We start from the raw sequence: 24042 nt of genomic DNA on the forward strand, positions 1-24042 counted from the left end.
CCATCAGCCGAACTTCCCGGTGACGTAGTCTTCCGTCTTGCTCTCCTTGGGGTTGGTGAAGATCGTCTGGGTCCTGTCGAACTCCACCAAGTCCCCCATGTAGAAGAAGGCGGTATAGTCAGAGCACCGCGCGGCCTGCTGCATGTTGTGTGTTACGAGCACGCAAGTATATCGCTCTTTCAGCTCGTCGATGAGCTCCTCGACGCGCGCTGTCGCGATGGGATCGAGCGCGGAGCACGGCTCGTCGAGCAGGATCACCTCCGGCTCCACCGCGAGGACGCGGGCGATGCAGAGCCGCTGCTGCTGGCCGCCCGAGAGGGATAGCCCGGACTGATCGAGCTTGTCCTTCACCTCGTCCCAGAGCGCCACCTGGCGCAGGCACTTCTCGACGAGGCCTGTGGGATCCTTGACGGAGATGCCGTTCAGCTTGTGTCCGGCGAGGACGTTCTCGCGGATGGACATCGTTGGAAACGGGTTGGGTTTCTGGAACACCATGCCGACGCGGCGCCGCAGACGCACCGGGTCAACGGCTTTGTCATAGATGTTCACGCCGTCGATCATGACGGAGCCCTTCGCCGAGGCCCCGGGCACCTGCTCGTGCATCCGGTTGAGACAGCGCAGGAACGTCGACTTCCCGCACCCGGACGGGCCGATCACCGCTGTGACCTGGCCGTCGGGGATGTTCAGCGTGATGTCGTGGATGGCGTGGAACTTGTGAAAATAGGCGTTGAGCCGGGTGACGCTGATCTTGGCTGGCGGCGCCTCGTCCTCAGGCTCCATGGAGCGGCTGTCGATGCCATCGGTGTCGAGCCCGCTGCGGCGTTCCCCGGACCGTACTTTGTGGTGCAGTGAGTCAAACGAGCTCATCGAGTGCCTTTAGCGCGCCTTGACGCTCCGCGACGTGACGATGCGCGCGAGCAGGTTGAGGAGGAAGACGATGACGATCAGCACGAGGGCGCCTGTCCACGCCTCCTGCTGCCACTTCGGGTAGGGCGAAGTGGCGTTCCGCCAGATCTGCACCGGCAGCGAGGCGATGGGGCGGTCGATGGCGAAGCTCCAGTACGATGAGCCGAGCGCGGTGAGGAGCACCGGCGCGGTCTCGCCGGCGATGCGGGCCACGGCGAGCATCACGCCGGTGCCGATCCCGGGCGAGGCCGTCCGGAGCACGACGAGGAGGCTCGTGCGCCACTCCGGCACGCCGAGGGCGAGCGACGCCTCGCGGAGGTGGGCGGGCACCAGCTTGAGCAGCTCCTCCGTCGTGCGGGTCACCGTCGGGAGCATCACGATCGCGAGCGCGATGCCGCCCGCGAGCGCCGAGAAGCGCTTCATCGTGACCACCACGAGGGCGTAGACGAACACGCCGATGGTGATCGAGGGGACGCCGCCGAGCACGTCGGCGATGAACCGGATGGCGGCAGCGAGCTTGCCGCGCCCGATCTCGGCCAGGTAGATGCCGGCGAGGATGCCCGTCGGCAACCCGATGCCGCAGCCGATGGCGACGAGGATGAGCGTGCCGACGACCGCGTTGCCCATGCCGCTCCGCTCGTCGCCGACGGGCTTCGGCAGCTGGGTGAAGAAGTCGAGGGACAGCCCGCCAAGGCCCTTGCTGACGACGTAGATGAAGATCAGGAACAGCGGGACCAGGACGACGACGGCGCTCGACACGCAGAGCCCTTCGAAGAAGTAGCTGCGTACGCGGCGCAGCGTCTCGCCGGGCGCGGGCTCGAGCAGCGTGCGCCGGGGGGCGCTCGTGGGGCTCGCCACGGGGACAGGGGTGTCGCTGTTCATGCGCGCTTCTCCAGCTTGCTCTTGGTCGAGCTCACGAGCCACCGGGCGAAGAGGTTGAGGAGGAGGGCGACCCCGAAGAGGAGCAGCGCGATCTTGGACAGCGCCGACACGTACATGTCGCTCGTCGCCTCGACGAACTCGTTGGCGATGACGCTCGCCATCGAATAGCCGGGGTGGAAGATCGACGCGCTCACCTTCGGGACGTTGCCGATCATCATCGTGACGGCCATCGTCTCGCCGAGCGCCCGGTTCAGCCCGAGGATGATGGCCCCGATGATGCCGGAGCGCGCCGACGGGAGGACCGCGTAGCGGATCGTGTCCCACGCGCACGCGCCGAGGCCGACCGCCGCCTCCCGGTGCAGCTGGGGCACCGCCTGCATCACCTCCCGCGACACCGACGTGATCGTCGGGACGATCATGATGGCGAGGATGACGCCCGCGGCGAACATGCCGAATCCGAGCGGCGGACCCTCGAAGAGAGGGATGTAGCCGAAGTACTTGATGATGACCGGCTCGACGGTGTCCCGGAGCCAGGGGCGGAGCACGGCGATGCCCCAGAAGCCGTACACGACGCTCGGGATCGCCGCGAGGAGCTCGACCATGAACCCGAGCGGCTTGCGGATCCGGTGGGGGGCCAGATCCGACAGGAAGATCGCGAGGCCGAGCGAGACGGGGACGGCGAGCACGATGGCGATCAGCGAGGTGACGACCGTGCCGTAGACGAACGGGAGCGCGCCGAACTCCTCGCGCGCAGGGTCCCACACGCTCCCGCCGAGGAACCCCAGCCCGAACTTGTCGATGGCGAGCCGCGACGATCGGATGAGCTCCAGCACCATCAGCGCTGGCACCGCGAGCACCGTGAGGCCGAACATCGTCAGGATGGCGCGGAACGCTCGATCGGCTCCGCGCGTGCCATGTGGCGCATCGCTGTGCGGCGCCGGCGAGGCGGCTTGTTGCATCGGGACTTCTACGGTGCTCATGGACCTATCCTGCGCTCCTGCGCGCACGCCAGCCGCGCACGGCGGGGCGCCGTTCGCGCGGCTGGCGCGCATTCCTGGGGTCATGGGGCGAGCAGGGGCTTGCCGTCAGGGCCGACCAGCGCGGCGAGCTTCTTGTTGACCTTCTCGACCACAGCCGCGGGCAGCGGGGCGTAATGGAGGTCGTTCGTGAACTTCTGGCCGTCTTGCATCGCCCACTTGACGAAGCTGCCGAGCACCTTGCCCTTCGCGAGGTCCTTCTGCTCCTGGTACACGAGCAGGTACGTGAAGCCGGCGATGGGGTATGCGTCCTCGCCCTCGGCGTCCACGAGCGAGATCCGGAGGTCGTCCGGCATCTTGGCGGCGGCGCCGGCGCCCGCGGCGGTCGTGCTCTCCAGCGACGGGGTGATGAACTTCCCGCTCTTGTTCTTGAGCGACGCGAACGTGAGCTTGTTCTGCATCGCGTACGCGAGCTCGATGTAGCCGATCGAGGCGGGCGTGCTCGTGATCAGGGCGGAGACGCCGTCGTTGCCCTTGGCGCCGAGGCCGCCAGGCCAGTTGACGCTCGTCCCGCTCCCGGGTCCGCTCTTCCAGTCCGGGCTGACCGCGCTCAGGTAGTCGACGAAGATCTTGGTCGTCCCGCTGCCGTCCGAGCGGTGGACCGTCGCGATCTCCTTGTCGGGGAGCTTCACGTCCGGGTTCTCCTTCTGGAGGGCCGGGTCGTTCCACTTCTTGATCTTGCCCAGGAAGATGTGCGCGGCCGCCTCCGGCGTGAGCTTCAGGCCAGACGGGACCCCCTCGAGGTTGTAGGTCAGCACGACCGCGCCCAGGCACGTCGGCAGGTGAAGGATGCCGGCGGCCTTCCCGAGCTGCTCCTCGTTCATCGGGGCATCGGTGGCGCCGAAGTCGACGGTCCGCTCGGTGATCTGCCGGATCCCACCCCCGGAGCCGATGGACTGGTAGTTGATCTTGACCTTGGAGTTGGCCTTCTGGAACTCAGCGATCCACTTCGTGTAGAGGGGGTACGGGAACGTCGCGCCCGCGCCCGTCAAGGTGATGTCCCCGTCAGCGGTCGGCTGCGGCGCGGTGTCCTTCTTCGCGCCGGGGAGCGAGCCGGTGTCTTGGGGGGCATCGGAGCGACCGCACGCCGCGGTCAGGAGGAACATCGCCAGGGTGAGCAGAATTCGAGCCATGCACAGCAAGGCGTAATCGAGGTTTGTGACAGCTCGGTGACGGCAAGGTGGAACAGCGAGCACCGCGCTTTCCTGGCTTTGCGTGGTTCGCGTGGATCACCCGGCGCGCGCCAGGCGGACGGTGAACTGGGTGCCGCGGCCGATGGCGCTCTCGACCTCGATCGAGCCGTTCATCAGCTCGACCAGGTGCTTCACGATGGCGAGGCCGAGCCCGGTGCCGCCCAGATCGCGTGAGCGGCCGGCGTCGACCCGGTAGAATCGCTCGAAGATGCGGCCCAGGTGGTGAGGCGGAATCCCGGGGCCGTCGTCGACGACGGCGAGGGTCACCTGCTGATCGACCGAGCGCGCCTTCACCGTGACGTGAGCTCCCTCGCCCGCGTACTTGATGGCGTTGTCGAGCAGGTTCATGAGCACCTGCTCGAGCGCGCGGCGGTCGCACCGGACGGGCGGGAGCGCGGAGGCGTCGACCGTCAGCGTGACCCTGCGCCGGCGCGCCGCCTCGGCGAGCAGCTGCGTGACGTGCTCGATGGCGGGGGCGATGTCGAGCTCCGACAGCGCGAGGCGGAAGTTCTTCGCCTCGATCTTCGAGAGGTCGAGCAGGTCGTCGACGAGGTGGCGGAGGCGCTTCGCGTGCCGATCGATCACGTCGACGAACTCGGCGGCCTCGTCGGGGTCCTTCAGCGCGCCGAGCTGCAGCGTCTCGGCGGCGGTGCTGATCGCGGTGACTGGGGTGCGCAGCTCGTGGGACACGTTGGCGACGAAGTCGGTCCGGATCGTCTCCAGCCGGCGGAGGTCGGTGACGTCGTGGAACACCGCGATGAGCCCCGGCTCGGCGGACGCGCCGTCGTGATCCGCGCCCCACGCGGCGAGGGCCTCGCGCTCATCGTGCCCGAGCCGCTCCGGGCCCTTCCGGCGCGACACGCGCACGAGCAGCCGCCTCGGCAGCGTCCGCCCGAGCTCGACCTCGGCGTCGACCGGCTCGTCCCGCTGGCCGGCGAGCTGGATCGCCTCGGTGAGCCGCGCGTTGCGGATCGACTCGATGACCGATCGACCGAGCGCGTCCTCGCCGAGGGAGGCCATCGCGCGGAGCGCCCGGTTGGCGAGGAGGATCCTCCCGTCGCGATCGAGCACGAGGACGCCCTCGCTCATCCCGTCGAGGATGCCCGCGAGCAGGGCGCGCTCCGTCCGCACCTCGGCGGTGGAGCGGGAGAGCTCGCTCGTGAGGTGGTTCAGCGCGCGCGCGAGCTGGCGGAGCTCGCCCGAGCCGCGCAGCGGGGCGCGCGTCGACAGGTCGCCCTCGGACATCGCCTGCGCGAAGCGGGTCAGCCTCCGGATCGGGCGCGTGACGAAGAAGGCCGTGGCGGAGCCGACCGAGACGGCGACGACGATCATGGTGCCCATGCCGAGCAGCAGGGTGCGCCGCGAGCGAAGGAGCGCGGCGTCGACGGCCGCGCGCGGGCTGTGCTCCGCGAGCAGCGCCGCCTCCATGTCGCGCGCGGCGAGGCGCTCGATCGGGACGCCAGCGACGAGGAGGGCGAGCACCGTCCCCGCCGCGAGCTTCGCGCCGATGCCCAGCCCCCTCGGCAAGCGCATGGGCCCTCTAGGCGATCTCGGGCTCGGCGCGGAACCGGTAGCCGACGCCGCGCACGGTCTCGATGTAGTCGCCCGCCGCCCCGAGCTTCTCGCGGACGCGCTTCACGTGGGTGTCGACGTTGCGCGCGGTGACGTCGACGTGCGAGCCCCACACCTCGTCGAGCAGGAGATCGCGCGACAGCACGCGCCCGCGGCGATCGTAGAGCATCATGAGCAGGCGGAACTCGAGCGCGGTCAGCGCGATCTCGGCCTCCTGCACCCAGGCCCGGTGCGCGGCGCGGTCGACCCGCAGGATGCCGAAATCGAACTTCTCCGGCGCCGACGCCGGGCTCTCCGAGCGCTTGAGGATCGCCCGCGCGCGCAGGATGAGCTCGCGCACGCTGAACGGCTTGACGACGTAGTCGTCGGCCCCGAGCTCGAAGCCGACGATCCGGTCGATCTCCTCGCCCTTGGCCGTGACCATGATGACGGGCACCGCCGAGGTCTGCGGGTTCTGCTTGAGGCGGCGGCAGATCTCCGTGCCCGACATGTCCGGGAGCATCAGGTCGAGCAGGACGAGATCGAACCGCTCCTCCTTGACCGCCCGGAGCGCTGTCTCTCCGCTCCCCGCGGACACCACATCGAACCCAGCCTGACGGAAGTTGTAGGTGAGGACGCGCTGCAGGTCGCGCTCGTCCTCCACGATGAGCACATGGCTCGGCATGGCGGATGTATCTAGCAGCGCATTGTGACAGCTTGATGTCGATCGCGCGTGTCGCGCGTCGCCCTCGCGAGACGGAATTGCGACAAGGACGAGGTGCAGCGCGAGCGCGAGGAGAGCGCGGAGATCCGAGACGGACGGCGGGCGCATCGGACGCGGCCGATCCTCACCCGGGGGGCGCGGCCGGGAGAGCAGCCTGGAGCGGTCCGGGGGGACCAACGGCGATGACGGAAGCGCGGCCGGGCGGCGGGTCGTGCAGCGAGGCGGGCGGCGGCCTTTCAGGACGGAATGCGTGGCGCTTGCAACGCTCGGCGTTTTCGCCTAACTGGGCCGCCCATGGCCCTCGAGCGAACACTCTCAATCATCAAGCCTGATGCGATGGAAAAGAACACGGCCGGCGCGATCGTCGCCCGCCTCGAGCAGGAGGGCTTCACGGTCAAAGCGATGAAGCGCATCCACCTTACCCGCGCGGAGGCCGAGGGCTTCTACGCGGAGCACCGGGGGCGCGGCTTCTTCGACGAGCTCGTGACGTTCATGTCGCGCAGCCCCATCCTCGTGATGGCGCTCGAGCGCGAGGACGCGGTGGCCAAGTACCGCGAGGTCATCGGCGCGACGGACCCGGCCAAGGCGGCGGAGGGGACGATCCGCAAGCTCTACGGGGCGAACGTGGGCGAGAACGCGGTCCACGGGTCCGACAAGCCGGCGACCGCCGCGCGGGAGATCGGCTACTTCTTCGCGGGTTACGAGGTCGCCCCGAGCGCGACGGCCTGATGCTCGGCGAGCGGCTCGCGGCTGCGCTCGGCGCGGCGCGGGACGGCGCGGCAGGCATCGAGAGCTTCGCGCACCTGCTCGGCTCGCGCCGCGTCGGGCCGCGCGGGGTCGCGCTCGCGCTGCCGGAGGTGTGCGAGGGGTGCGCGGCGCTCGTCGTTGCCCTCGACAGCCTGTCCGCGGCGGTCCGCGACGGCTTCGTCGAGACAGACGCCGCCGTGGCGGCCGACGCCGCGGCGGCCGACGCCGCCTGCGCGGTCCTCGGCCACGCGGGCGTCGAGGTCGCGCGCCTCACGGACGAGCTGTCCCGCGCCGCGGCGGGCGCCCCGCCGGCGCGCGGCTCTGGCCGCGGCCGCGCGGATCGCGGCGGCTCCGAGCGCGGCATCGACGCGCGGCAGCGCCTCGGGCTCGAGGCGTCGGTGCGCAGGACGGCCCGGGAGCTGAGCGGCGCGCTTCGCCTGTCCGAGCTCGTGATCGCGACCCTCGAGCTGCGCCCGACGCCGCTCGATCTCATCGACGTGCTCCGCAACTGGAGCGCCGCCCCGGCCGAGGGGCGGCCCGTTGTCGGCATCTCGGTCGCCTCCTCCGATGGCCGCGCCAACGAGGTGGAGGGCGACGTGCGCGCCGTGAGCGGGCTCATGGAGCTCGCGGTCGGCATGGTCAGCGCCGCGGGCGTGGCCAGCCCGCACCTCGCCGTGTCCCGCCTCTCGGACGGGCGCTCGACGGTGCGCATCGCCGAACGCGGCCCGCGCGAGGGCGCGCCGGCGGTCGCCCTCGACGTGGTGCTGCGCGACGGCGGCGAGCGGGCGGCCGCCGTGGCCCGCGTCGTCGCGCGCCGCGCGCGCATCGAGCTCGTCGAGGGGACGGGCGGGCGCGTCGTCACCATGACGTTCTGACCCCGGTGCCGGTGCTGGCTCGGCCGTGCTAAAGGCGGCGCCATGGCCACCGAAGAATCCATGAAGTCCCTCGTTGAGGCGGCGTTCCGCGACCGCGAGCTCCTCCGCTCGCCCGCGCACGAGGCCGCGGTCCTCCGCACGATCGAGAGCCTCGATCAAGGCCTGCTCCGCGTCGCCGAGCCCGACAAGACCGCGCAGGCGGGCGGCGAAGGCGCGGCGTCCACCGGCGAGGGCGCCCCGCACAGGTGGGTGACGCACGCGTGGATCAAGGAGGCGATCCTCCTCTACTTCTCGCTCCGCAGCATGAGCGTGATGGAGGTCGGCCCCTTCGAGTTCCACGACAAGATCCCGCTCAAGCGCGGCCTCGACAAGGCGGGCGTGCGCGTCGTCCCGCCGGGGACGGTGCGTTACGGCGCGTTCCTCGAGCAGGGCGCGATCGTGATGCCCGGCTACGTGAACATCGGCGCGTGGGTCGGCTCGGGGTCGATGGTCGACACCTGGGCGACGGTCGGCAGCTGCGCGCAGATCGGGCGAGGGGTGCACCTCGCCGGGGGCGTCGGCATCGGCGGGGTGCTCGAGCCGCCGGGGGCGCGGCCGGTGATCATCGAGGACGGCGTCTTCGTGGGCTCCCGCGTGATCGTGGTGGAGGGCGTCGTGGTCGAGGAGGAGGCGGTGCTCGGCGCCGGCGTGGTGCTCACCGCGTCGACGGCGATCCTGGACGTCACGGGGCCGGAGGTCGTCGAGCACCGCGGCCGGGTGCCCGCGCGCAGCGTGGTGATCCCGGGGACGCGGCCGAAGCGCTTCCCCGCAGGGGAGTTCTCGGTCCCCTGCGCGCTCATCATCGGCAAGCGGAGCGAGGCGACGGATCGCAAGGTGTCGCTGAACGCGGCGCTGCGAGATTTCGCGGTGCCGGTGTGAGCGCGCGCGCCGACGCGGACGCGGCGGCCGCGGCCGATCTCGCGGACACGCTGCTCTGGCTCTGCTCCGTCCCGTCGCCCACGGGCGAAGAGCAGGAGCTGTGCTGCGCGGTGGCGGAGCGGCTCGGTCGGGCTCGGCTCGCCGCGCCGGTGCGCCGCCACGGCGACTCGCTCGTCGTGCAGGTGACGCAGGGCACGGGCGGCCCGAAGATCGCGCTGGCCGGGCACCTCGACGTGGTGCGCACCTCGCACGACGGGCCGCCGCGGATCGAGGGGGATCGCCTCTACGGCCCCGGCGCGAGCGACATGAAGTCGGGGCTCGCGCTGATGCTCGACCTCGTCGAGGGCGAGCGGGAGGCGATCGCGGGCGTGGATCTGACGCTCGTGTTCTACGCGCGGGAGGAGGGGCCGTACCTGGAGAACGAGCTCGCGCTGGTCATCGAGCGCGAGCCGGACCTGCGCGCGCTCGATCTCGCGGTGTGCCTCGAGCCGAGCGACAACCGGCTGAGCCTCGGCGCGAGCGGGTCGCTCCACGCGGGGCTGACGTTCCGCGGGCGGACGGCGCACAGCGCGCGGCCGTGGCAAGGGGAGAACGCCATCTACAAGGCGGGCCCGCTCCTGTGCGAGCTCGCCGCGCTCGCGCCGCGCGAGGTCGAGATCGACGGCTTCGTCTACCGCGCCGTGACGACGGCGACGATGGCGCAGGGCGGGCGCGGGCGGAACGTCGTTCCCGACGAGTTCACGATGAACCTGAACCACCGCTTCCCGCCTGGGACGTCGATCCAGGAGGCGCAGCGGACCATCGAGGCGCTCGTGGACGGCCGCGCCGAGATCGCCTGGCGCGACCTCAGCCCTTCGGCGCCGCCGCACGCGTCGCACCCGCTCGTCGTCGCGCTGCGCGAGGCGGGCGTCGCCGCGGTCGAGCCGAAGCAGGCGTGGACCGACGTGGCTCGCTTCGCGGAGCTCGGGGTGCCTGCGGTCAACTTCGGCCCCGGCGAGAACGCCCAAGCGCACCAGCGCAACGAGTGGTCGTCGCTCCGAAAGCTGTCCGAGGGTCGCACGATCCTCCGCCGCTGGCTCTCGGCGCTCGGACCGGCCTGACGCCGCGCGCACCCGCTGCGCGCGCTCGGTGTCAGGGGGAGCCGCCTGATCGCGCGCGGCGTTCGGGGCGCGCCCCGGTGACGCTCGTGCCCTTCAGGTGGCCGTGCGCACCGAGAGCCCGGCGGCGGGGATGGTGAAGAAGAACGTGCTCCCCTGGCCGGGCGAGCTCTCGACCCAGATCGTACCGCCGTGGGCCTCCACGATGCCCTTGGTGACGAACGCCGCGAGCCCCATCCCTTGTCCCATGGGCCTTCGAGGGGGCGCGTGGCGAGCGAAGAGCAGCGGTCGTTGCTCCGGGGAGATGCCAGGCCCTGTATCGGAGATCGAGAATCGCGCGTCGGTGCCCGACGGCTCGGCGCGCACCGTGATGCGTCCGCCCTTCGGCGTGAAGCGCATCGCGTTGCCGAGCAGGGTGGCGATGACCTGGACGATGCGCTCCCGATCGCACGCGATGGGCGGCAGCTCGTGCGGCAGCTCCTTCGCGATCTCGAGCGGCTTCAGCGCGACCGTGGGCGCCATGAGCTCGATCGCCTTGTCGAGGATCGGCTCGACCTCGTGCGCGCCTTTGCCGACCTTCAGCGATCCGCTCTCGATGCTCATGGCGTCGATCAGGTCCTGCGCGAGCTGGTTGATCTCGTCCGCCGCGCGGGTGATCGCCTCGAGCTGCCGCCTGCCCGGGCCCTCCTGAGGGACGGATCGCATCAGCATGCGGGCGCTCACGACGATCACGCTCAGCGAGTTCCTGAGGTCGTGAGAGATGGTGGATACGGTCTCGCGCAGGATGCGCTCTGCCGCCTCCGCGCGGCGCTCGAGGAGCTGGCGCTGCTCCTCGATGATCCGCTCGCGCTTGGCCGCGTCGCCCCGCGGGGCGAGCCGCTCCGCGTCCGCCTTCGATCGCCTGGGCGCCCTGGCGCGCAAGGTCGCTGGTCCCGCGGATCGAGGCCCGCTCGCCGCGGCGGACGTCGAGCCCCGCTTCGGAGCGCGCAGGGGCGCCGCCGTTGTGCGCCCGCGGAGCGTGCGGCCGTGCGCTGCGTCCGCGCCGTCCGCCGCGTTCTTCCCGGCTTTTTTTCTCGTCACCCCCGCCATTCTTGTCCCCTCGTGCCTCTCAAGCACTCAGTTAGCCAGAAAGACCGGGCCGAGAATAGTCAGGTGGTGCCGCAGTCAAGTCCTGGCAGCGCGGGAGCGCAGGTGCGTTATTCGCAGTCTCGCCGCAGTCTCGCCGCAGTCTCGCCGCGGTCTCGCGGAGGGCACGCGCCTCGCGGATCTCGCGAGCTCGTGCGCGCTGTGTAGGTTTCGCCGGTTCCGTGGAGGGGGATTCGCGGCGCGTCAGGGCGCGCTTTCCGGCTGCGATGACGCGCTGCCGCGCGACAGGAGGCGGCGAATCTCGAGCACGAGCGTGTCCGGCAGACACGGCTTCGTCAGGAAGGCGTCGCACCCCGCGTCCTTCGCCTCGCGCGAGTGCCCCGCGAGCGTGTGACCCGTGAGGGCGACGATGGGGATCCTCATGGTGCGAGGATCGCTCTTGAGGTGGCGGGTCGCCTCCCAGCCGTCGATCTCGGGGAGCGAGAGATCCATCAGGATGAGGTCCGGGATCAGCTCGAAGGCGCGGTCGAGCGCCTCGCGCCCCGTCGCCGCCTCGGCCACGCGGAACCCGGAGAAAGACAAGTACTCCGCGAACATCTCCCGGTTGTCCTGGAAGTCGTCCACGACCAGGACGAGCGGCGAGACCGCGTTGTCATCAGACTTCACTTCCATCCCAGTGAACCTTTCCATTCCTCGGCGCGCCGCGCCGCCCGATCGATCGTAAGGGGCTCCGGCATCGCTCGGCCGGCCTCTCACGCAGGGTCATGTAGGGGGGCGATCCGCTCGGGTCACGTCATGTTTGTATACCTGATTGCGGGCACAATGCCGGGCATTTCCCCTCCCGCGCAGGGGTTATCCTGCATTTGCCCTGAAGGGGTTTCAGGTTGCTCCTGACGTGCCCTAGGTGGGTCCGTAGGGGCGGCGGACGCCGACGATCTCGTGGAGCAAACGAGCGGCGCTGTCCCAGTCGACCGGCTTCACGAGGACACCGTCGAACGCCGAGGCGTTGAGGGCGGCGCGGGCCTCGAGATCGCGCCGGCCAGTGCACGCGAAGATGGCGACGTGCTGGGTCGCCGGATCGGCGCGCAGCGCCTCGGCGACGACGAAGCCGTCGATGCCGGGCATCCTCAGGTCACACAGGATCACATCCGGCACGTCCTGCGTCGCGAGGAACACGCCACGCAACCCGCCGGCTGCCCGCTCTACCAGGAAGCCGTGCGCAGCGAGCGCCGCCTCCGCCATGACGAGGAAATCGGGATCATCATCGACGATGAGGACCCGGCGCCGCCGCTCGATCACCAGGGTATCCTCGTCTCCCTGCTCGTCGTGATGCTCGGTGAACTCTCTGCGCTCTGCCTCGGACATGCTCCCCCGCTCGCGGCTCGGCTGACAGCGCTCCCCAGGTGCTCGGGCTTCGATGCGCTGTGATGCGCGGAAGCGTGGAAGGAGAGCAACGAAGAGCAACGGCCTCCCGCCGGCGTTTCTGGAAAGGCCCCCCTGCGCTGGTGGAGGCGGAACCTGAACCCCAGGTACACCTTGTGCCCAGGTCGCTTATCCGCAACCATCAACTGTCCAGCGCAGATGGGGGTCTCTGCGCGGTTCACCCCCAGCCTCCGGCGACCGCTGTTTCGGGGGAGCCCCGACGACAGTTGGCTTGCTCGTCTGATGCTCGCGGTCCGCGCTGCTGCATATTCGGAGCAGGCGTTTATGTGGATGGATGACGAGTTCTTCGCGCGTGTGGGCCACGATCTTCGGGGCGAGCTGGCGACCATGCTGGCCGGGGTCCACTATCTCCTGCGTTACCAGAAGGACCTCGGGGCGGCCCCGCGGGACATGCTGGAGCGCGTGCGCGGCGCGGGCGAGCGGCTGAAGCGGCTGCTCGACGAGTTCGACAACTCCATCTGGCTCCGCCAGGACGCCAGCCGTCCCATGGCGATCGCCTCGTGTGATGCTGGCGAGCTCGCCCGCCGCGCGGCGGGGCATCTCGAGGAAGCGGCCGCCGCGCGCGGCGTGCGCATCTCCTTCGACGCCGAGCCCGACGGGGGCGCGCCCGTGGAGGGGGATCCGGAGCTGCTCCGGGTGGCGCTCGAGTACGTGCTCGGCTTCGCCATCCTGCGCTCGCGCGATCGCCCCGTGCAGATGCGTGTCTCGATCTCTGGCGGCGAGGCGATGGTGACCGTCATCGACGAGGCCGGCCCCGTCGCGCCCGAGCCGCTCGCCCGGCTGCTCGATCCGTTCGGCGAGCGGGCGGCGATCCCCGCCGACCCTGTCGCGCCGCGCCGTCGAGAGCGGCTGGGCCTCGGGCTCGCCATCGCGCGTGGCATCCTCGGCGCGCACGGGGGCGGGCTGACCGTGGAGCCGTCGTCCGAGCGCGCGGACGGCGGCTCCACGGAGCCGGCCTCGGGGCTCTCCGCGACGGGGCTGCGATTCACGTGCTCTCTCGGCGGCGTTCGGCGGGGCTCGCCCCCCGGCTCGACCGAAACGACGGATCGCGGCCGTGCGGCAAGCGCGAGCGGCGATGACGGATGAGATCCTGCCCTGGGCTCGCAACGCGCGGATCGTGTCCGATGAAGACTTCGTCTAGGATGGACGGGGCCGCACGTCGCGAGCGTGCTCCAACTTCCACCGCCCACCGATGAATGCGCCTCGATGCCGACGCTGAGCTCTCTCCTCGTGCAGCATGGGGTTACCTCGATGCGGGTGGTCGAGGAGGCGATCGCCCGCCAAGTGCTCCACGGCGGCGATCTCGCCACGAATGTGCTGGAGCTGGGTGCGGTGCGTGAGCGAGAGCTCACGGCGCTGCTCGCGGAGAGCCTCGGGCTCCCGCCCGCGGTGGGCCGGCTGCGGCCCGCGTCGCCCGAGGTGCTCCGGACGATCCCCGTCGATCTTGCGGTCCAGCACCGCGTGTTCCCCCTCGACGTACGCGCAGGCCTCGACGTAGCAGCGACGGGAGCCCCGCAGCGCGAGGCGACGCTCGTCATCGCCACGGCAGAGCCCCTCGCGTTGCCCGTGGCGGAGGAGCTGAGCTTCGCGCTGGGGGTCAGCCTGCGGCAGCTCGCCGCGCCGCTGGTGCGCATCCGCCAGGCGCTCGCCGAGCACTACGGCGTGGCCCTGGAGCGGCGGTTGTCGCGGCTGGTGAAGCAGCTCGACGCGCGCGCCGAGCCGAGCCCCGACGAGTCGAACGAGCCGAACCCGGCGAACGAGCCTGGCCCTGCGGTCCCGCCGGCGCCGGCGCCGCCGCCCGCCTCACCTGCGGGCACCGACGCGGCTCCGCACGCGGCGGTCGACGCGAGCTCGTCCGCGCAGATCGACACGAGTTCGCCTGCCGAGGTCGTCGAGGATCCATCGGCCGAGCTCGCTGCCGCCTCGCCCCTCGGCGCCGATGCGGATTCACCGGCAGGGGTCCGCCCCACGTCACCTCCAGGGGTCGATGCGGCTTCGCTGGCCAGCGTCGACGAGCCCGAGGATGCCGCTGAGACCCAGCAACAGCGACCCAGCATCGAGGATGCTCCGACGGTCGAATCGCTGACCTCGATCTACGACGAGGACACGGTCGTCGCGGACGTCTCGCTCAACGAGGCGGTGCCCACGCCGAGGAAGCCGCCGCTTCATGAGATGGATGACGAGCCGACGGTCGTCGCTGCGTATCCGCTCGATCTCTCCTTGCTCCGCAATCCCGAGGCGCACATGCCTCGGGTCGAGGCGGTCGCTTCACCGCGCGCCGCGCCAGCACCTGGTGAAGCGGCCGCGCCTACCGGCCAGGCGGCCGCGCTGCAGGAAGAGCCGGCGATCGAGCCGGCAGTGCCGACGCCGCGCTCCGAGCAGCTCGCGCCGCACCTCTCGCCGCTGGCGCCATCGGAGGCCGCGCGCACGCCGCCGCGCGTGGAAGCCCCGGCGCCGCCCGTCGAAATCCCGGAGCCGGCCCCGAAAGCAGCGGCTTCGCCGGCGTCGGCGCTGTCCAGCGTGCGTTCGCCAGCGCCAGGCACTCGGCTCCTGACGGGCTGGCTGAAGCGGGCCTCTGCTGCACACCGGCCGCAGCAAGAGCCGCTGCCGGGAGCCGCTGCGGCGCTCCAGCAGCAGCCCCACGGATCCGCGTCCACGGCGTCGACAACGGCGGCATCGCTACCCGCAGGTTCGACACCTGAGGCGCCGGTACCCGTGCCGTCAGCGCCTGCGGCGCCGGCGCCCGCAGTGTCGGCACCTGCGGCAACTCCGGCGGAGCGACGCGAGCTCTCCTCGAGCGCGCCGGCGGCGAAGGTCGCCATGCGGGAGGCGGGACGGTCTGCGTCCGCCGCGCCGAAGCGGAAAGGCCCCTTCACGCTGGCCATGGCCGAGCAGGCGCTCGCCGCCGTCGGATCGAGCGAAGAGGTGCTCGGGGTCCTCTTCGACTTCGCTCAACAGTACTTCGAGTACACGGTCCTGTTCACGGTGCACGGCGAGCGCGCCGAAGGCCGCAACGCTTCAGGTCCAGGCGCCGAGCGCGAGCGCGTCACGAAGATCGCCGTGCCCTTCGAACGTCCGAGCGCCCTCGCCAGGGCGCGTGCGCTCCGCGCGCCGGTCGTCACCGCCGTCGCCGGCAGCGCGCCTGACGCCGAGCTCCAGCGCGAGCTCGGAAGGAAGGTCCATGCGGCCGCCGTGGCGGTGGTCCCGATCGTCGTGCGCAGCCGCGTCGTCGCGCTCGTCTACGGCGACGACGGCGCCACCTCGGTCGAGCTCTCGAGCATCGGAGACCTCATCGCGCTCGCCGGCATCGCGGCGACGGTGCTGGAGCGGCTCATCCTGCGAAAGAAGCAGAACCGCAGCGGCGGAGCCCAGCAAAGCGACGGCCCGGCGCCCCACGAGGCCGCCACGCCGCAGCAGAAGGCGCCCGCGCCGCCGCATCCCGCGCCGCCGCATCCCGCGCCGCCGCATCCCGCGCCCGCCCGTTCTGACGACGCCGCTGCGCCGATGGACGAGCAGGCCACGGAGGGACCGCTCTCCCTCCGCACCCGCGCCGCGCTCATGGAGCTGAGCAGCATGGTCCGCGCGGACGCGCACGGCTCGCACGTCGCCGCCGCGGGCGCGCAGCTGCCTGCGGCGGACGCAGACCGCGACGCGGGAGAGCCCCCGCCCGCCGAGCCCTCCGACGCCGCGCCGCAGGCCGTGCGGCCGCAGGGCGGCTGGACAACGGAGGACGGCGCTTCCGGGATCGACGCCGTCGCGCGGGCCTTCGGCCTTCGCGGCACCGGCGTGGAGACCGAGCCCGTGCGGCCGGACGAAGGTGTCGCGCATGCGATGGCCTTCAGCTCGACGATCCCGCCGGCCCCGACGCCGCACGCGCAGCGCATGGGCTCCGAGCCGCAGTTCCGGTCGGGCCTCGAGGTGGACGCGGACGTCGTCTCCGGCACGGCCGTCACGGCGCCGATGATGCCGGCGATCACGCCGCCCATGATGCCGGCGGTCACAGCGCCGATGATGCCGGCGATCACGCCGCTGCCTGCGCCGCGCGCCGCGGCGTCGTCGGCGCCGGCGATCATCGACGAGATCCCCGACCTCGAGATCCCCGCCGCGCCGGTCCCTTCGGCGTCGGAGGACCTCGATCTCGGCGAGCCGGAAGAGGCGCGGACGAAGCGGTACTCACGGCCTCCGTGGATGCTCGACAGCTCGATCACGCCGGGCGCAGAAGAGCACCGGGAGCTCGGGCCGGCGCCGGCCACGGGGCGGCCTTCATGGCGCCGCCGTACGCCTGTTGCCGTCGAGACCGCCACGGCGTACGCGAGGCCCCCGTCCGAGCGGCGCGCCGCCGTCTCGCCGTCGCCGGCCGGCGACTTGCGCGCGGAATACACCTCGCTCCTTCAACATGTCCTCTCGGGCGGCGAGGCCGGCGCGAGGGCGTTCGCCGAGCTCGTGCGCAACGGCGACACGGCGATCTCGGTCGTCGCCGCGCGGTTTCCCGGTCCGCTCCGGGTCGATCGCCAGCGCTTCCGTGAGCAGCTCGCCGGCCCGGAGGGCGCCGCGATCGTCGCCACCGTGCCCCCCGCCTCGCAGTGCGGGCCGCTGCTCGAGCTCATCGTCGCGATCCGGCGCCCGGCGCTGCCCTTCATGACCGTGCGGAGCTCCTCGCCCGATCCCGAGGTGCGCCTGTGGGCCACGCACGTGCTCGGCGAGCTGACGTACCCGGAGGCCGCCAACGCGCTGCTCCCACGGCTCTTCGACGACAGCATCGCCGTGCGGCGGATCGCGATCCAGTCGGCCGCCTCGCTGATCGCGGCGCCGCCTGCGGGCGGCCCGATCCTGCAGGGGCTCGACCACATCGCGCGCGACCGCGAGGAGGCGCCCGCGCGGCGGCTCGCGGCCATCGAGACGATGACCGAGATCCGCTCGGGAGCCAGCGTGCCGGCGCTCATCAGCGCGCTCACCGACCCTCACGAGGCGATCGTCGAGGCGGCGGCGCGGGCGCTGGTCGTCGTCACGCGGGACGATCTCGGCCGAGACGCGCGCAGGTGGCTGTCGTGGTGGTCGAGGAACGGCGAGCGCCATCGCATCGAGTGGATCATCGACGCGCTCACGCACGAGAAGCCCGCCATCCGCCGCGCGGCGATCGACGAGCTGAAGGGCGTCACCAAGGAGTACTTCGGGTACTACGAGGACCTGCCGCGGCAGGAGCGGGAGGCCGCCCAGGAGCGCTACCGCGCGTGGTGGATCTCCGAGGGGCGCTCGCGGTTCCGCACCACCGGCTGACGCCGCAACCATGGAGCGGGTGGCGGCGGGCGGGCGGCTCGCCGCGCCGCCTCCCGTGGGAGCGGCGCGCCGGCGCCTCACGGGCGACGCGCGCAGAAGGAGGTTGAGCCCGCGTCGCGCGGGGAGGCGGGCGGCTCGGCCGCTCAGCGGGAGCCGCCCGTCGGGTGGGCTTCAGGGAGGGTCAGGGGAAGGGGAGTGAGCGAACCGCGCAGCGGCGGTTCACTTCGGCGCGGCGGGGGCGGCGGCCGGCTGCGTGGCGGGCGCCGGCCTCTTGGCGGGCAGCCCGGCGGGCGCGGTCTCGCCGGCCTCCTTCATGGCCTTGTCGATGAGCTTCTTGAACTTCGAGAACGGCTGCGCGCCGCTGATGAAGTAGCCGTTCACGACGAACGCCGGCGTCCCGCTGATGCCCGCCTTGTCCGCCACGGAGTTCTCGGAGTCCACGAACGCCTTGTGGGTGTTCGCGTCGAGCGCCTTCTTGAACTTCGTCATGTCGAGGCCCTGCTCCTCGGCGTACTTCTCGAGCGAGGCGCGCGAGAAGGCGTCCGGCTGCCCCTGATTCTTGAAGAGCACCTCGTGGTACGCCCAGAACCCGGCGTTGCCCTTCTGCGTGTAGGCCTCCTGCGCGGCCTCGGACGCGAGCGGCGCGTTCTTGTGCATCGGCAGCGGCCGGTGGCGCCACACGATCTTCAGCTTGTCGCCGTAGGTCTTCGAGATCTGGGAGACCGTGTCCTCGACGCGCTTGCAGAACGGGCACTCGAAGTCCGAGAAGACCTGCATCACGACCTTGGCCTTCTCGCCGCCCTTCCACGGGCTGTTCGGCGCCGGCGCGGAGACCTCCTTGCGCTCGGGCGGCGGCGGCTCCTTGCCGTCCTTGATGATCTCGGCGTAGAGGTCCTTGGCCGCGACGCCCTTGGCGAGCAGCGCCTCCGACTTCTTGATCTCCTCGTCGATGATCGCCTTGAACTTGTCGAGCGGCTGCGCGCCGACGAGCCGGCGGCCGTTGATGAAGAAGTGCGGGGTCCCGGACGCCTGCAGGTCGTCCGCGAGCTCCTGATCGGCGGCGATGGACGCGCCGAACTTCTTGGTGGCGATCGCGGCCTTCACCTTCTCGACGTCGAGCCCGAGCTCCTTGGCGTAGCCGAGCAGGTCCTCGTCGTTGAGCTTCTGCTGGTTCTTCCAGAGCAGGTAGTACGCGTCCCAGAAGCCCTTCTCGCCCTTCTGCGCGCGGGCCTCCATGGCGAGCTCAGCCGCGGGCTCGGCGCGCTGGTGGAACGGGAGCGGGTTGTTCTTCCAGACGACCCGGACCTTGTCCCCGTAGGTCGTGAGGATCTCGTCGAGGGTCGGGACGACCTTGGAGCAGAACGGGCACTGGAAGTCGGACCACTCGACGATGGTGACCAGCGCGGTGGCCGGGCCCTTCGCCGGCGCGTCGCCGACGGGCACCTTCCAGACGGTCTTGTCGTCCTCCTGCGGGCGCTCGCGGTCCTTCTGCGGCGGCGCCTTCGCCTTGTTCTCCGCTGCGAGCTTCGCGTACACCTTGTCGGGCTTGGTCCCGGCGGCGACCGCCGCCTGCGCGGCCTTGAGCTGCTCGTCGATGACGGACGTGAACTTGTCGATCGGCTGAGCGCCGCTCAGGAACACGCCGTTGATGATCGAGGCGGGCGTGCCGGTGACGCCCGAGCTCTTGCCGACCGCCATGTCGGCGTCGATCTTGGCCATGTACTCCTGCCGATCGAACGCCGCCTTGAACTTCGCCCTGTCGACGCCGGCGTCGCCGGCCCACTTCTCGAAGTTCTCGGGCGTGAGGCTCTTCTGGTTCTGGAAGGCCAGCTCGTGGAACTTCCAGAACGCCTTCGAGCCGCCGAGGCGGAACACGGTCTCGGCCGCGAGCGACGCCGGGCGCGCGTTCTTGTGGAAGGGGAGCGGGTTGTTCTTCCAGATGATGCGCAGCTTCTCAGGACCGTACTTGTCCTTGAGCTGGTTGATCGTCGTCTCGACCTTGCTGCAGAACGGACACTCGAAGTCGCTGAAGACGACCATCGTCACCGGCGCCGCCCGCGTGCCCCACATGGGGTCCTTCGACGACACCGGGACCGCCGCTTCCTCGTCGGTCCACGGCTGACCGTCGTCAGCGCTCACGATCTCGTGAGGTCCGCGCGAGCCGGCGCTCCGATCGATGCTCCACATCAGCCCCATCCCTGCGATGAAGCAGAGAAGAAAGCCGACGATGGCTGTTCCCTTGTTCATGATGTTTCCTCTCTCAACGTGGTGGGGCTCCGCCAGGCGGGCCCCTCCTTCAACGCGGGCGCGGCACCGGGTGCAGCGCCCGCGACAAGATCGCCAATCGTGACCTCCCGGGGCGGCGAGCCACCCCGGGCCGAGGGAGCCTCCGCCGCGTGCGCGCGGCGCAGCCCCCGGCGGAGCGCCAGGACCGCTCTCGACCCCTCACGCCGGCGCCAGCGACCGGCCTCGGGCGCGGCTTGCACGTCGCCCTCGAGAGGGCGAGCCTGCGCGACGTGGGACCGGACCAGCGCCTAGGAGGCTCGGGTCAGACCGGCAAGCGCTCCGGACCTCGCGGCAGCGCCGCCCTCGCGCCGAGAGCTGCGGTCCACGAGAGACCACGCGGCGCGATCGGGGGCGGGCTGCCGGCGAGCTCGCCTCATCGAGGCGGGTGGTAGACGCCCTGCGCGACGCCGGGACGCGGTCCTCCGGAGACCGCCGCGAACGAGGAGAGCGAGACCGACGCGTGCGGAGCAGGGAGGACGAGGTCAGGAAGGAGCAACGCCTGCTGCGGGGCGCTGGAGAGCTCGCTCACAGGGCCGGGGTGCCGCGAGTTCGGCCCGACCATCGGCCCGCCATCGCTCCCAGCGCAGCCTGGCGCCGCGTCGATCCGCGCGTCGGTGATCGGGAGGGTGCGGGGCGGAGCGACCGAGGAAGCTCCGCGGGGATCGCAGATGGGCGCGTACCTCGTCTCGCCCGTCGCATCGTCGACGCTGGTCAAGACGGTGCACGACGGCTCGTCCGGCGGGGCGACGATCGTCATCCGGTCGTCCTCGCACACGGGGACGATCGCAGCGCGCGCTGTCAGCGGCAGGACCAGCGCCAACGCGAACGTCAGCACGGTCATCAGGCGCTGGACAGCGTGTCGCGACATCCCTCGCCAAGGATTAGCCGAGGCGTGCAGGGAGAGCAATGGCCCGGATCCCCGCGGGAACGCGGCACTTCGGGGTCTTCCTGGACGGATCCCGACGCTTCTCCAGGGTACCGCCCGGAGGACGCCACTTGTCGACAGGGTGTGGATAACTCTGTGGATAAGTTGAAGATCCCCTGTGTCGAAACGGTGGTTCGAGCGGCCCGCGCCAGCAGGAGCACGGGCGATTTCCGCGTCGCGCAGCGTTTCGCGCGAACTTGGCCCACCTTGTCCTACATCCGGTAGGTTCGCTTCATGGCGAACTCCTCCGCGACCGTGCCTCGCCCGGTTCCTCCGCCCTCGCACGAGCCCACCAAGAGCGGCTTCGCCGCGGATGATGTTCCCCGGCCGCTCGGCCGTTACGTGCTCCTGCGGCGCATCGCTCGGGGAGGCATGGGGGAGGTGTTCCTCGCCTCCACGACCGGGCTGGAAGGCGCCGAGCGCCCCGTCGTCGTGAAGATCATCCGCCGCGAGCACGCGTCCGATCCGAGCTACATCGCCCGCTTCCTGGACGAAGCGCGTGTGCAGGCGCAGCTCCAGCACTCAGGCGTCGCGCAGGTCATCGAGGCGGACGTCGACCCCGCGACGGGGGAGCCGTACGCGGTGGTCGAGCACGTCGAGGGCCGGAGCCTCGGCGAGGTCCGGGCCCGCGCGGTGCAGCTCGGGCACCGCTTCGACTGGGCGGAGGCGGTCGCGATCGCGACGATGATCGCCGAGGCGCTCGCCCACGTGCACGAGCGCAGGGACCCGTCGGGCGCCGCGCTCGCCATCGTCCACCGCGATCTGTCGCCGCAGAACGTGATGCTCGGCTTCGCCGGCGACGTGAAGATCATCGATTTCGGCACCGCCCGCGGGCAGAACCGGCGCTGCCACACGGTCGCGGGCGTCGTCTTCGCGAAGCCGGGCTACGTCGCGCCGGAGGTCGCCAACGGCGACCCGGGCGACGCGCGGGTCGATCTCTATGCGCTCGGGATCATGCTCTGGGAGCTGTGCGCCGGGCGCCGGTTCCTCCAGGGCGACGCGCAGACGCACATGGCCGCGGTCGCGCGCAACCAGAACGACCCGCCGCCGATCGCGCTGTCGCTCGGGGCCCCGTCGGCGCTCGACGCCGCCATCGGGCGGCTCACGGCCTTCGACCGCGAGGCCCGGTACCCGTCGAGCCGCGCCGCCGCGCGCGACCTCGCCGCGCTCCTCGGGGCGGCGGTCGCCCTGCCTGGCGGCGAACGCGGCGTGCGCGCGCGGGCCGCGCACCTGATGCAGCGCCTGTTCCCTGGCGAGCCGGGGCGCTCGCGCGGCGAGTTCGCGGCCCTCGTCGCCGCCGCCAAGGCCCATCGCGCCACGGCCGTCACGCCGGTGAGCCCGCGCGCCGAGGCCATGGCCTCCGCCGAGCGCGTGGACGACGGCACGCTGCCCGGCACGCGCTACCGGCTGCTGCGCGAGATCGGGACGGGCGCGAGCAGCACCGTCCACGAGGCGGAGCACGTCGATCTGGGGCGCCGCGTGGCGCTCAAGGTCGTCTCGGCGGAGCAGTCGGCGACCGACGTGATCGCGAGCCGCTTCCGCCGCGAGGCCCGCGTCCTCTCGCGCCTCTCCCACGAGCACCTCGTGAAGGTCCACGATTTCGGCATGGCCGCGGACGGCCGGCTGTTCTGCGCCATGGACCTCCTGGAGGGCGAGACGCTCGACGCCCTGCTCGTCCGCGGCGGCGCGATCGACTGGAGGGACGCGCTCGCGATGGCCGCCAAGGTGCTGAGCGCGCTCGAGCTCGCGCACGCCGAGGGGCTCGTTCACCGGGACATCAAGCCCGAGAACCTCTTCATGACGCGCCCGCGCGGCGCCGAGGGGGCGCTCTCCCTCGCGGACGCCGGCCTGAAGCTGCTCGATTTCGGGCTCGCGAAGCGCCTCGCCGACGATCGCGGCGAGGCCGACGGCGTCATAGACGAGACGGGCGCCGGCGAAGGGCCAGCCCGAGCCGCGGTCGCGATCGTCGGGACGCCCGAGTACATGGCCCCCGAGCAGGCCGCGTCGGGGCGCATCGACGGGCGCGCCGATCTCTACGCGCTCGGCTGCGTCCTCTACGAGATGCTCACGGGGCGCCTGCCGTTCGTCGAGCAGAGCCTCGTCGCGCTGATCGACGCGAAGATCAAGGGCAGCCCCGAGCGTCTCCGCGAGCGCGCGCCGACCCGGCAGATCCCGACGTTCGTCGACGATCTGGTGATGCGCGCGCTGGCCCGTCACCCGAGCGTCCGCTTCCAGAGCGCCGCCGAGATGCGAAAGGCCATCCTGGAGGCGCTGGGGCGACCTGCTCGCGCGCGCACCCGCCGCCGCGCGATGGGGTTCGCCGCGGTCGCCGCCGCGATGACGCTCGCGGGCGTGCTGGTCGTCGGCAAGGGGCGCGAGCTGGTGGCCCGTGTCCCCGCGGTCGCTGCGCTCGTCGGCGCTGCGGGCGAGGCGGCCGCGTCGTCGGGCGACGAGGCGCAGCCCGCTGCGCCGGCGGTCGCCGCGGAGGCGCCGGCGGCAGCTGCGGAGGCGCGGTCGCTCGCCGCAGCCGCGGAGGCGCCGGCGGGCGGCGCGCTCGCGGCAGCCTCCTACGCGCCGGCGTCCGTCGCGGCAGCGCTCGCGGCGGCCAGCGCGGCAGGGCAGGGGAGCGCCACGCCTTCGGCCCTCGCGGCTGTGCCCGCCGGCTCCGATGCCGCCGCGCCCCGAGAGGGAGCCGCGCAGCCTGCGGCGTTCGTGTCGCCTGCGCAGGCCGCCATCGCGAAGAGCGACGCGGCGAAGCCGCCCGCGAGGGACGAGCCCGCCCGGCGCGCCTCGGCGATGACCGCGCGCGCGCCGGCGCCGAAGGCCGACAAACCTGCGGCGCGCGGCGCGGCGGATCGCGCCTCCCGCGAGGTCGCGAAGCGCGAGCCGAAGGCGCGCGAGCGATCGTCCTCGTCCGCGGCGCGCGAGTCGGCCGCCCCGACACCCGCGCGTGGCGAGGCTGACACGGCGGCGAAAGACGCGCACGAGGATCGCAGCGAAGCGAAGCGGCGCCGTCACAAGCGGCGGTCCCGGGTCGCGAAAGCGGAGTAGCCGCGCGTCGCGCGGCGCATTTCGCTCGCGCATGGGCCGCGGCG

General features: G+C 71.8%; 18 protein-coding genes. 7 read left to right on the forward strand and 11 right to left on the reverse strand.

Annotation, left to right across the window (positions count from 1 at the left end):
* Positions 1-3: 3 nt before the first annotated feature.
* The 6 genes from pstB to WMF11_RS16445 all read right to left on the reverse strand — a co-directional run bounded on the left by pstB (position 4) and on the right by WMF11_RS16445 (position 6254).
* Positions 4-867 carry a phosphate ABC transporter ATP-binding protein PstB gene (gene pstB, locus WMF11_RS16420; protein WP_437909305.1) on the reverse strand — a complete coding sequence of 288 codons (864 nt, stop codon included), beginning with the start codon at positions 865-867 and terminating at the stop codon, positions 4-6.
* Positions 868-876: 9 nt separating this feature from the next.
* Positions 877-1788, reverse strand: coding sequence for a phosphate ABC transporter permease PstA (gene pstA / locus WMF11_RS16425; RefSeq protein WP_437552804.1), 912 nt, complete (start codon positions 1786-1788; stop codon positions 877-879).
* Positions 1785-2768 carry a phosphate ABC transporter permease subunit PstC gene (pstC, locus tag WMF11_RS16430; protein WP_437909307.1) on the reverse strand — a complete coding sequence of 328 codons (984 nt, stop codon included), beginning with the start codon at positions 2766-2768 and terminating at the stop codon, positions 1785-1787. Before pstC ends, pstA begins: the two co-directional genes overlap by 4 nt.
* 80 nt (positions 2769-2848) lie before the next feature.
* Positions 2849-3958, reverse strand: a complete 1110-nt coding sequence (gene pstS / locus WMF11_RS16435; protein ID WP_437909309.1) for a phosphate ABC transporter substrate-binding protein PstS — start codon at positions 3956-3958, stop codon at positions 2849-2851.
* A gap of 96 nt (positions 3959-4054) precedes the next feature.
* Positions 4055-5551: an ATP-binding protein gene (locus WMF11_RS16440; protein WP_437978109.1), complete on the reverse strand. Its 1497-nt coding sequence runs from the start codon at positions 5549-5551 to the stop codon at positions 4055-4057.
* A gap of 7 nt (positions 5552-5558) precedes the next feature.
* Positions 5559-6254, reverse strand: a complete 696-nt coding sequence (locus WMF11_RS16445) for a response regulator (RefSeq protein WP_437536566.1) — start codon at positions 6252-6254, stop codon at positions 5559-5561.
* A 333-nt stretch (positions 6255-6587) separates the two neighbouring features.
* On the opposite strand from WMF11_RS16445, the gene ndk reads away from it, so the two are divergent.
* The 4 genes from ndk to dapE are packed head-to-tail and all read left to right on the forward strand — an operon-like array spanning position 6588 to position 9933.
* Positions 6588-7022, forward strand: a complete 435-nt coding sequence (ndk, locus tag WMF11_RS16450; RefSeq protein WP_437552808.1) for a nucleoside-diphosphate kinase — start codon at positions 6588-6590, stop codon at positions 7020-7022.
* Positions 7022-7915, forward strand: coding sequence for a hypothetical protein (locus WMF11_RS16455; RefSeq protein WP_437552809.1), 894 nt, complete (start codon positions 7022-7024; stop codon positions 7913-7915). The genes ndk and WMF11_RS16455 overlap by 1 nt, the downstream gene beginning before the upstream one ends.
* Positions 7916-7957: 42 nt before the next feature.
* Positions 7958-8833 (forward strand): 2,3,4,5-tetrahydropyridine-2,6-dicarboxylate N-succinyltransferase, encoded by an 876-nt coding sequence (locus WMF11_RS16460; protein WP_437978110.1) that lies wholly within the window; start codon positions 7958-7960, stop codon positions 8831-8833.
* On the forward strand, positions 8830-9933 hold the full coding sequence (gene dapE, locus WMF11_RS16465) for a succinyl-diaminopimelate desuccinylase (protein ID WP_012235583.1): 1104 nt from the start codon (positions 8830-8832) through the stop codon (positions 9931-9933). The genes WMF11_RS16460 and dapE overlap by 4 nt, the downstream gene beginning before the upstream one ends.
* A gap of 93 nt (positions 9934-10026) precedes the next feature.
* Here dapE and WMF11_RS16470 read toward each other — a convergent pair whose 3' ends face one another.
* The 3 genes from WMF11_RS16470 to WMF11_RS16480 all read right to left on the reverse strand — a co-directional run bounded on the left by WMF11_RS16470 (position 10027) and on the right by WMF11_RS16480 (position 12381).
* A complete protein-coding gene (locus WMF11_RS16470; RefSeq protein WP_437552811.1) occupies positions 10027-11019 on the reverse strand; it encodes a sensor histidine kinase in 993 nt (330 codons plus the stop codon).
* A gap of 240 nt (positions 11020-11259) precedes the next feature.
* Positions 11260-11688, reverse strand: coding sequence for a response regulator (locus WMF11_RS16475; protein WP_012235585.1), 429 nt, complete (start codon positions 11686-11688; stop codon positions 11260-11262).
* A 228-nt stretch (positions 11689-11916) separates the two neighbouring features.
* Positions 11917-12381 carry a response regulator gene (locus tag WMF11_RS16480; protein WP_012235586.1) on the reverse strand — a complete coding sequence of 155 codons (465 nt, stop codon included), beginning with the start codon at positions 12379-12381 and terminating at the stop codon, positions 11917-11919.
* A 348-nt stretch (positions 12382-12729) separates the two neighbouring features.
* Here WMF11_RS16480 and WMF11_RS16485 point away from each other — a divergent pair, with 348 nt between their 5' ends.
* Both WMF11_RS16485 and WMF11_RS16490 read left to right on the forward strand, forming a co-directional pair.
* Positions 12730-13545, forward strand: a complete 816-nt coding sequence (locus tag WMF11_RS16485) for a sensor histidine kinase (RefSeq protein WP_437978111.1) — start codon at positions 12730-12732, stop codon at positions 13543-13545.
* A 120-nt stretch (positions 13546-13665) separates the two neighbouring features.
* Entirely contained in the window at positions 13666-17736 is a 4071-nt protein-coding gene (locus tag WMF11_RS16490; RefSeq protein ID WP_437978112.1) for a HEAT repeat domain-containing protein, read from the forward strand.
* A 219-nt stretch (positions 17737-17955) separates the two neighbouring features.
* Here WMF11_RS16490 and WMF11_RS16495 read toward each other — a convergent pair whose 3' ends face one another.
* Both WMF11_RS16495 and WMF11_RS16500 read right to left on the reverse strand, forming a co-directional pair.
* Complete coding sequence (locus WMF11_RS16495) at positions 17956-19983, reverse strand: DsbA family protein (protein ID WP_437978113.1); 2028 nt, start codon at positions 19981-19983, stop codon at positions 17956-17958.
* Positions 19984-20395: 412 nt separating this feature from the next.
* Positions 20396-20890, reverse strand: a complete 495-nt coding sequence (locus tag WMF11_RS16500) for a hypothetical protein (RefSeq protein ID WP_437909324.1) — start codon at positions 20888-20890, stop codon at positions 20396-20398.
* Between the two features lie 291 nt (positions 20891-21181).
* On the opposite strand from WMF11_RS16500, the gene WMF11_RS16505 reads away from it, so the two are divergent.
* Positions 21182-23998: a protein kinase domain-containing protein gene (locus WMF11_RS16505; protein ID WP_437978114.1), complete on the forward strand. Its 2817-nt coding sequence runs from the start codon at positions 21182-21184 to the stop codon at positions 23996-23998.
* The last annotated feature ends 44 nt before the right edge of the window (positions 23999-24042 follow it).

The sequence above is a fragment of the Sorangium sp. So ce295 genome, from assembly GCF_051527405.1.
Classification (GTDB): Bacteria; Myxococcota_A; Polyangia; order Polyangiales; family Polyangiaceae; genus Sorangium; species Sorangium cellulosum_B.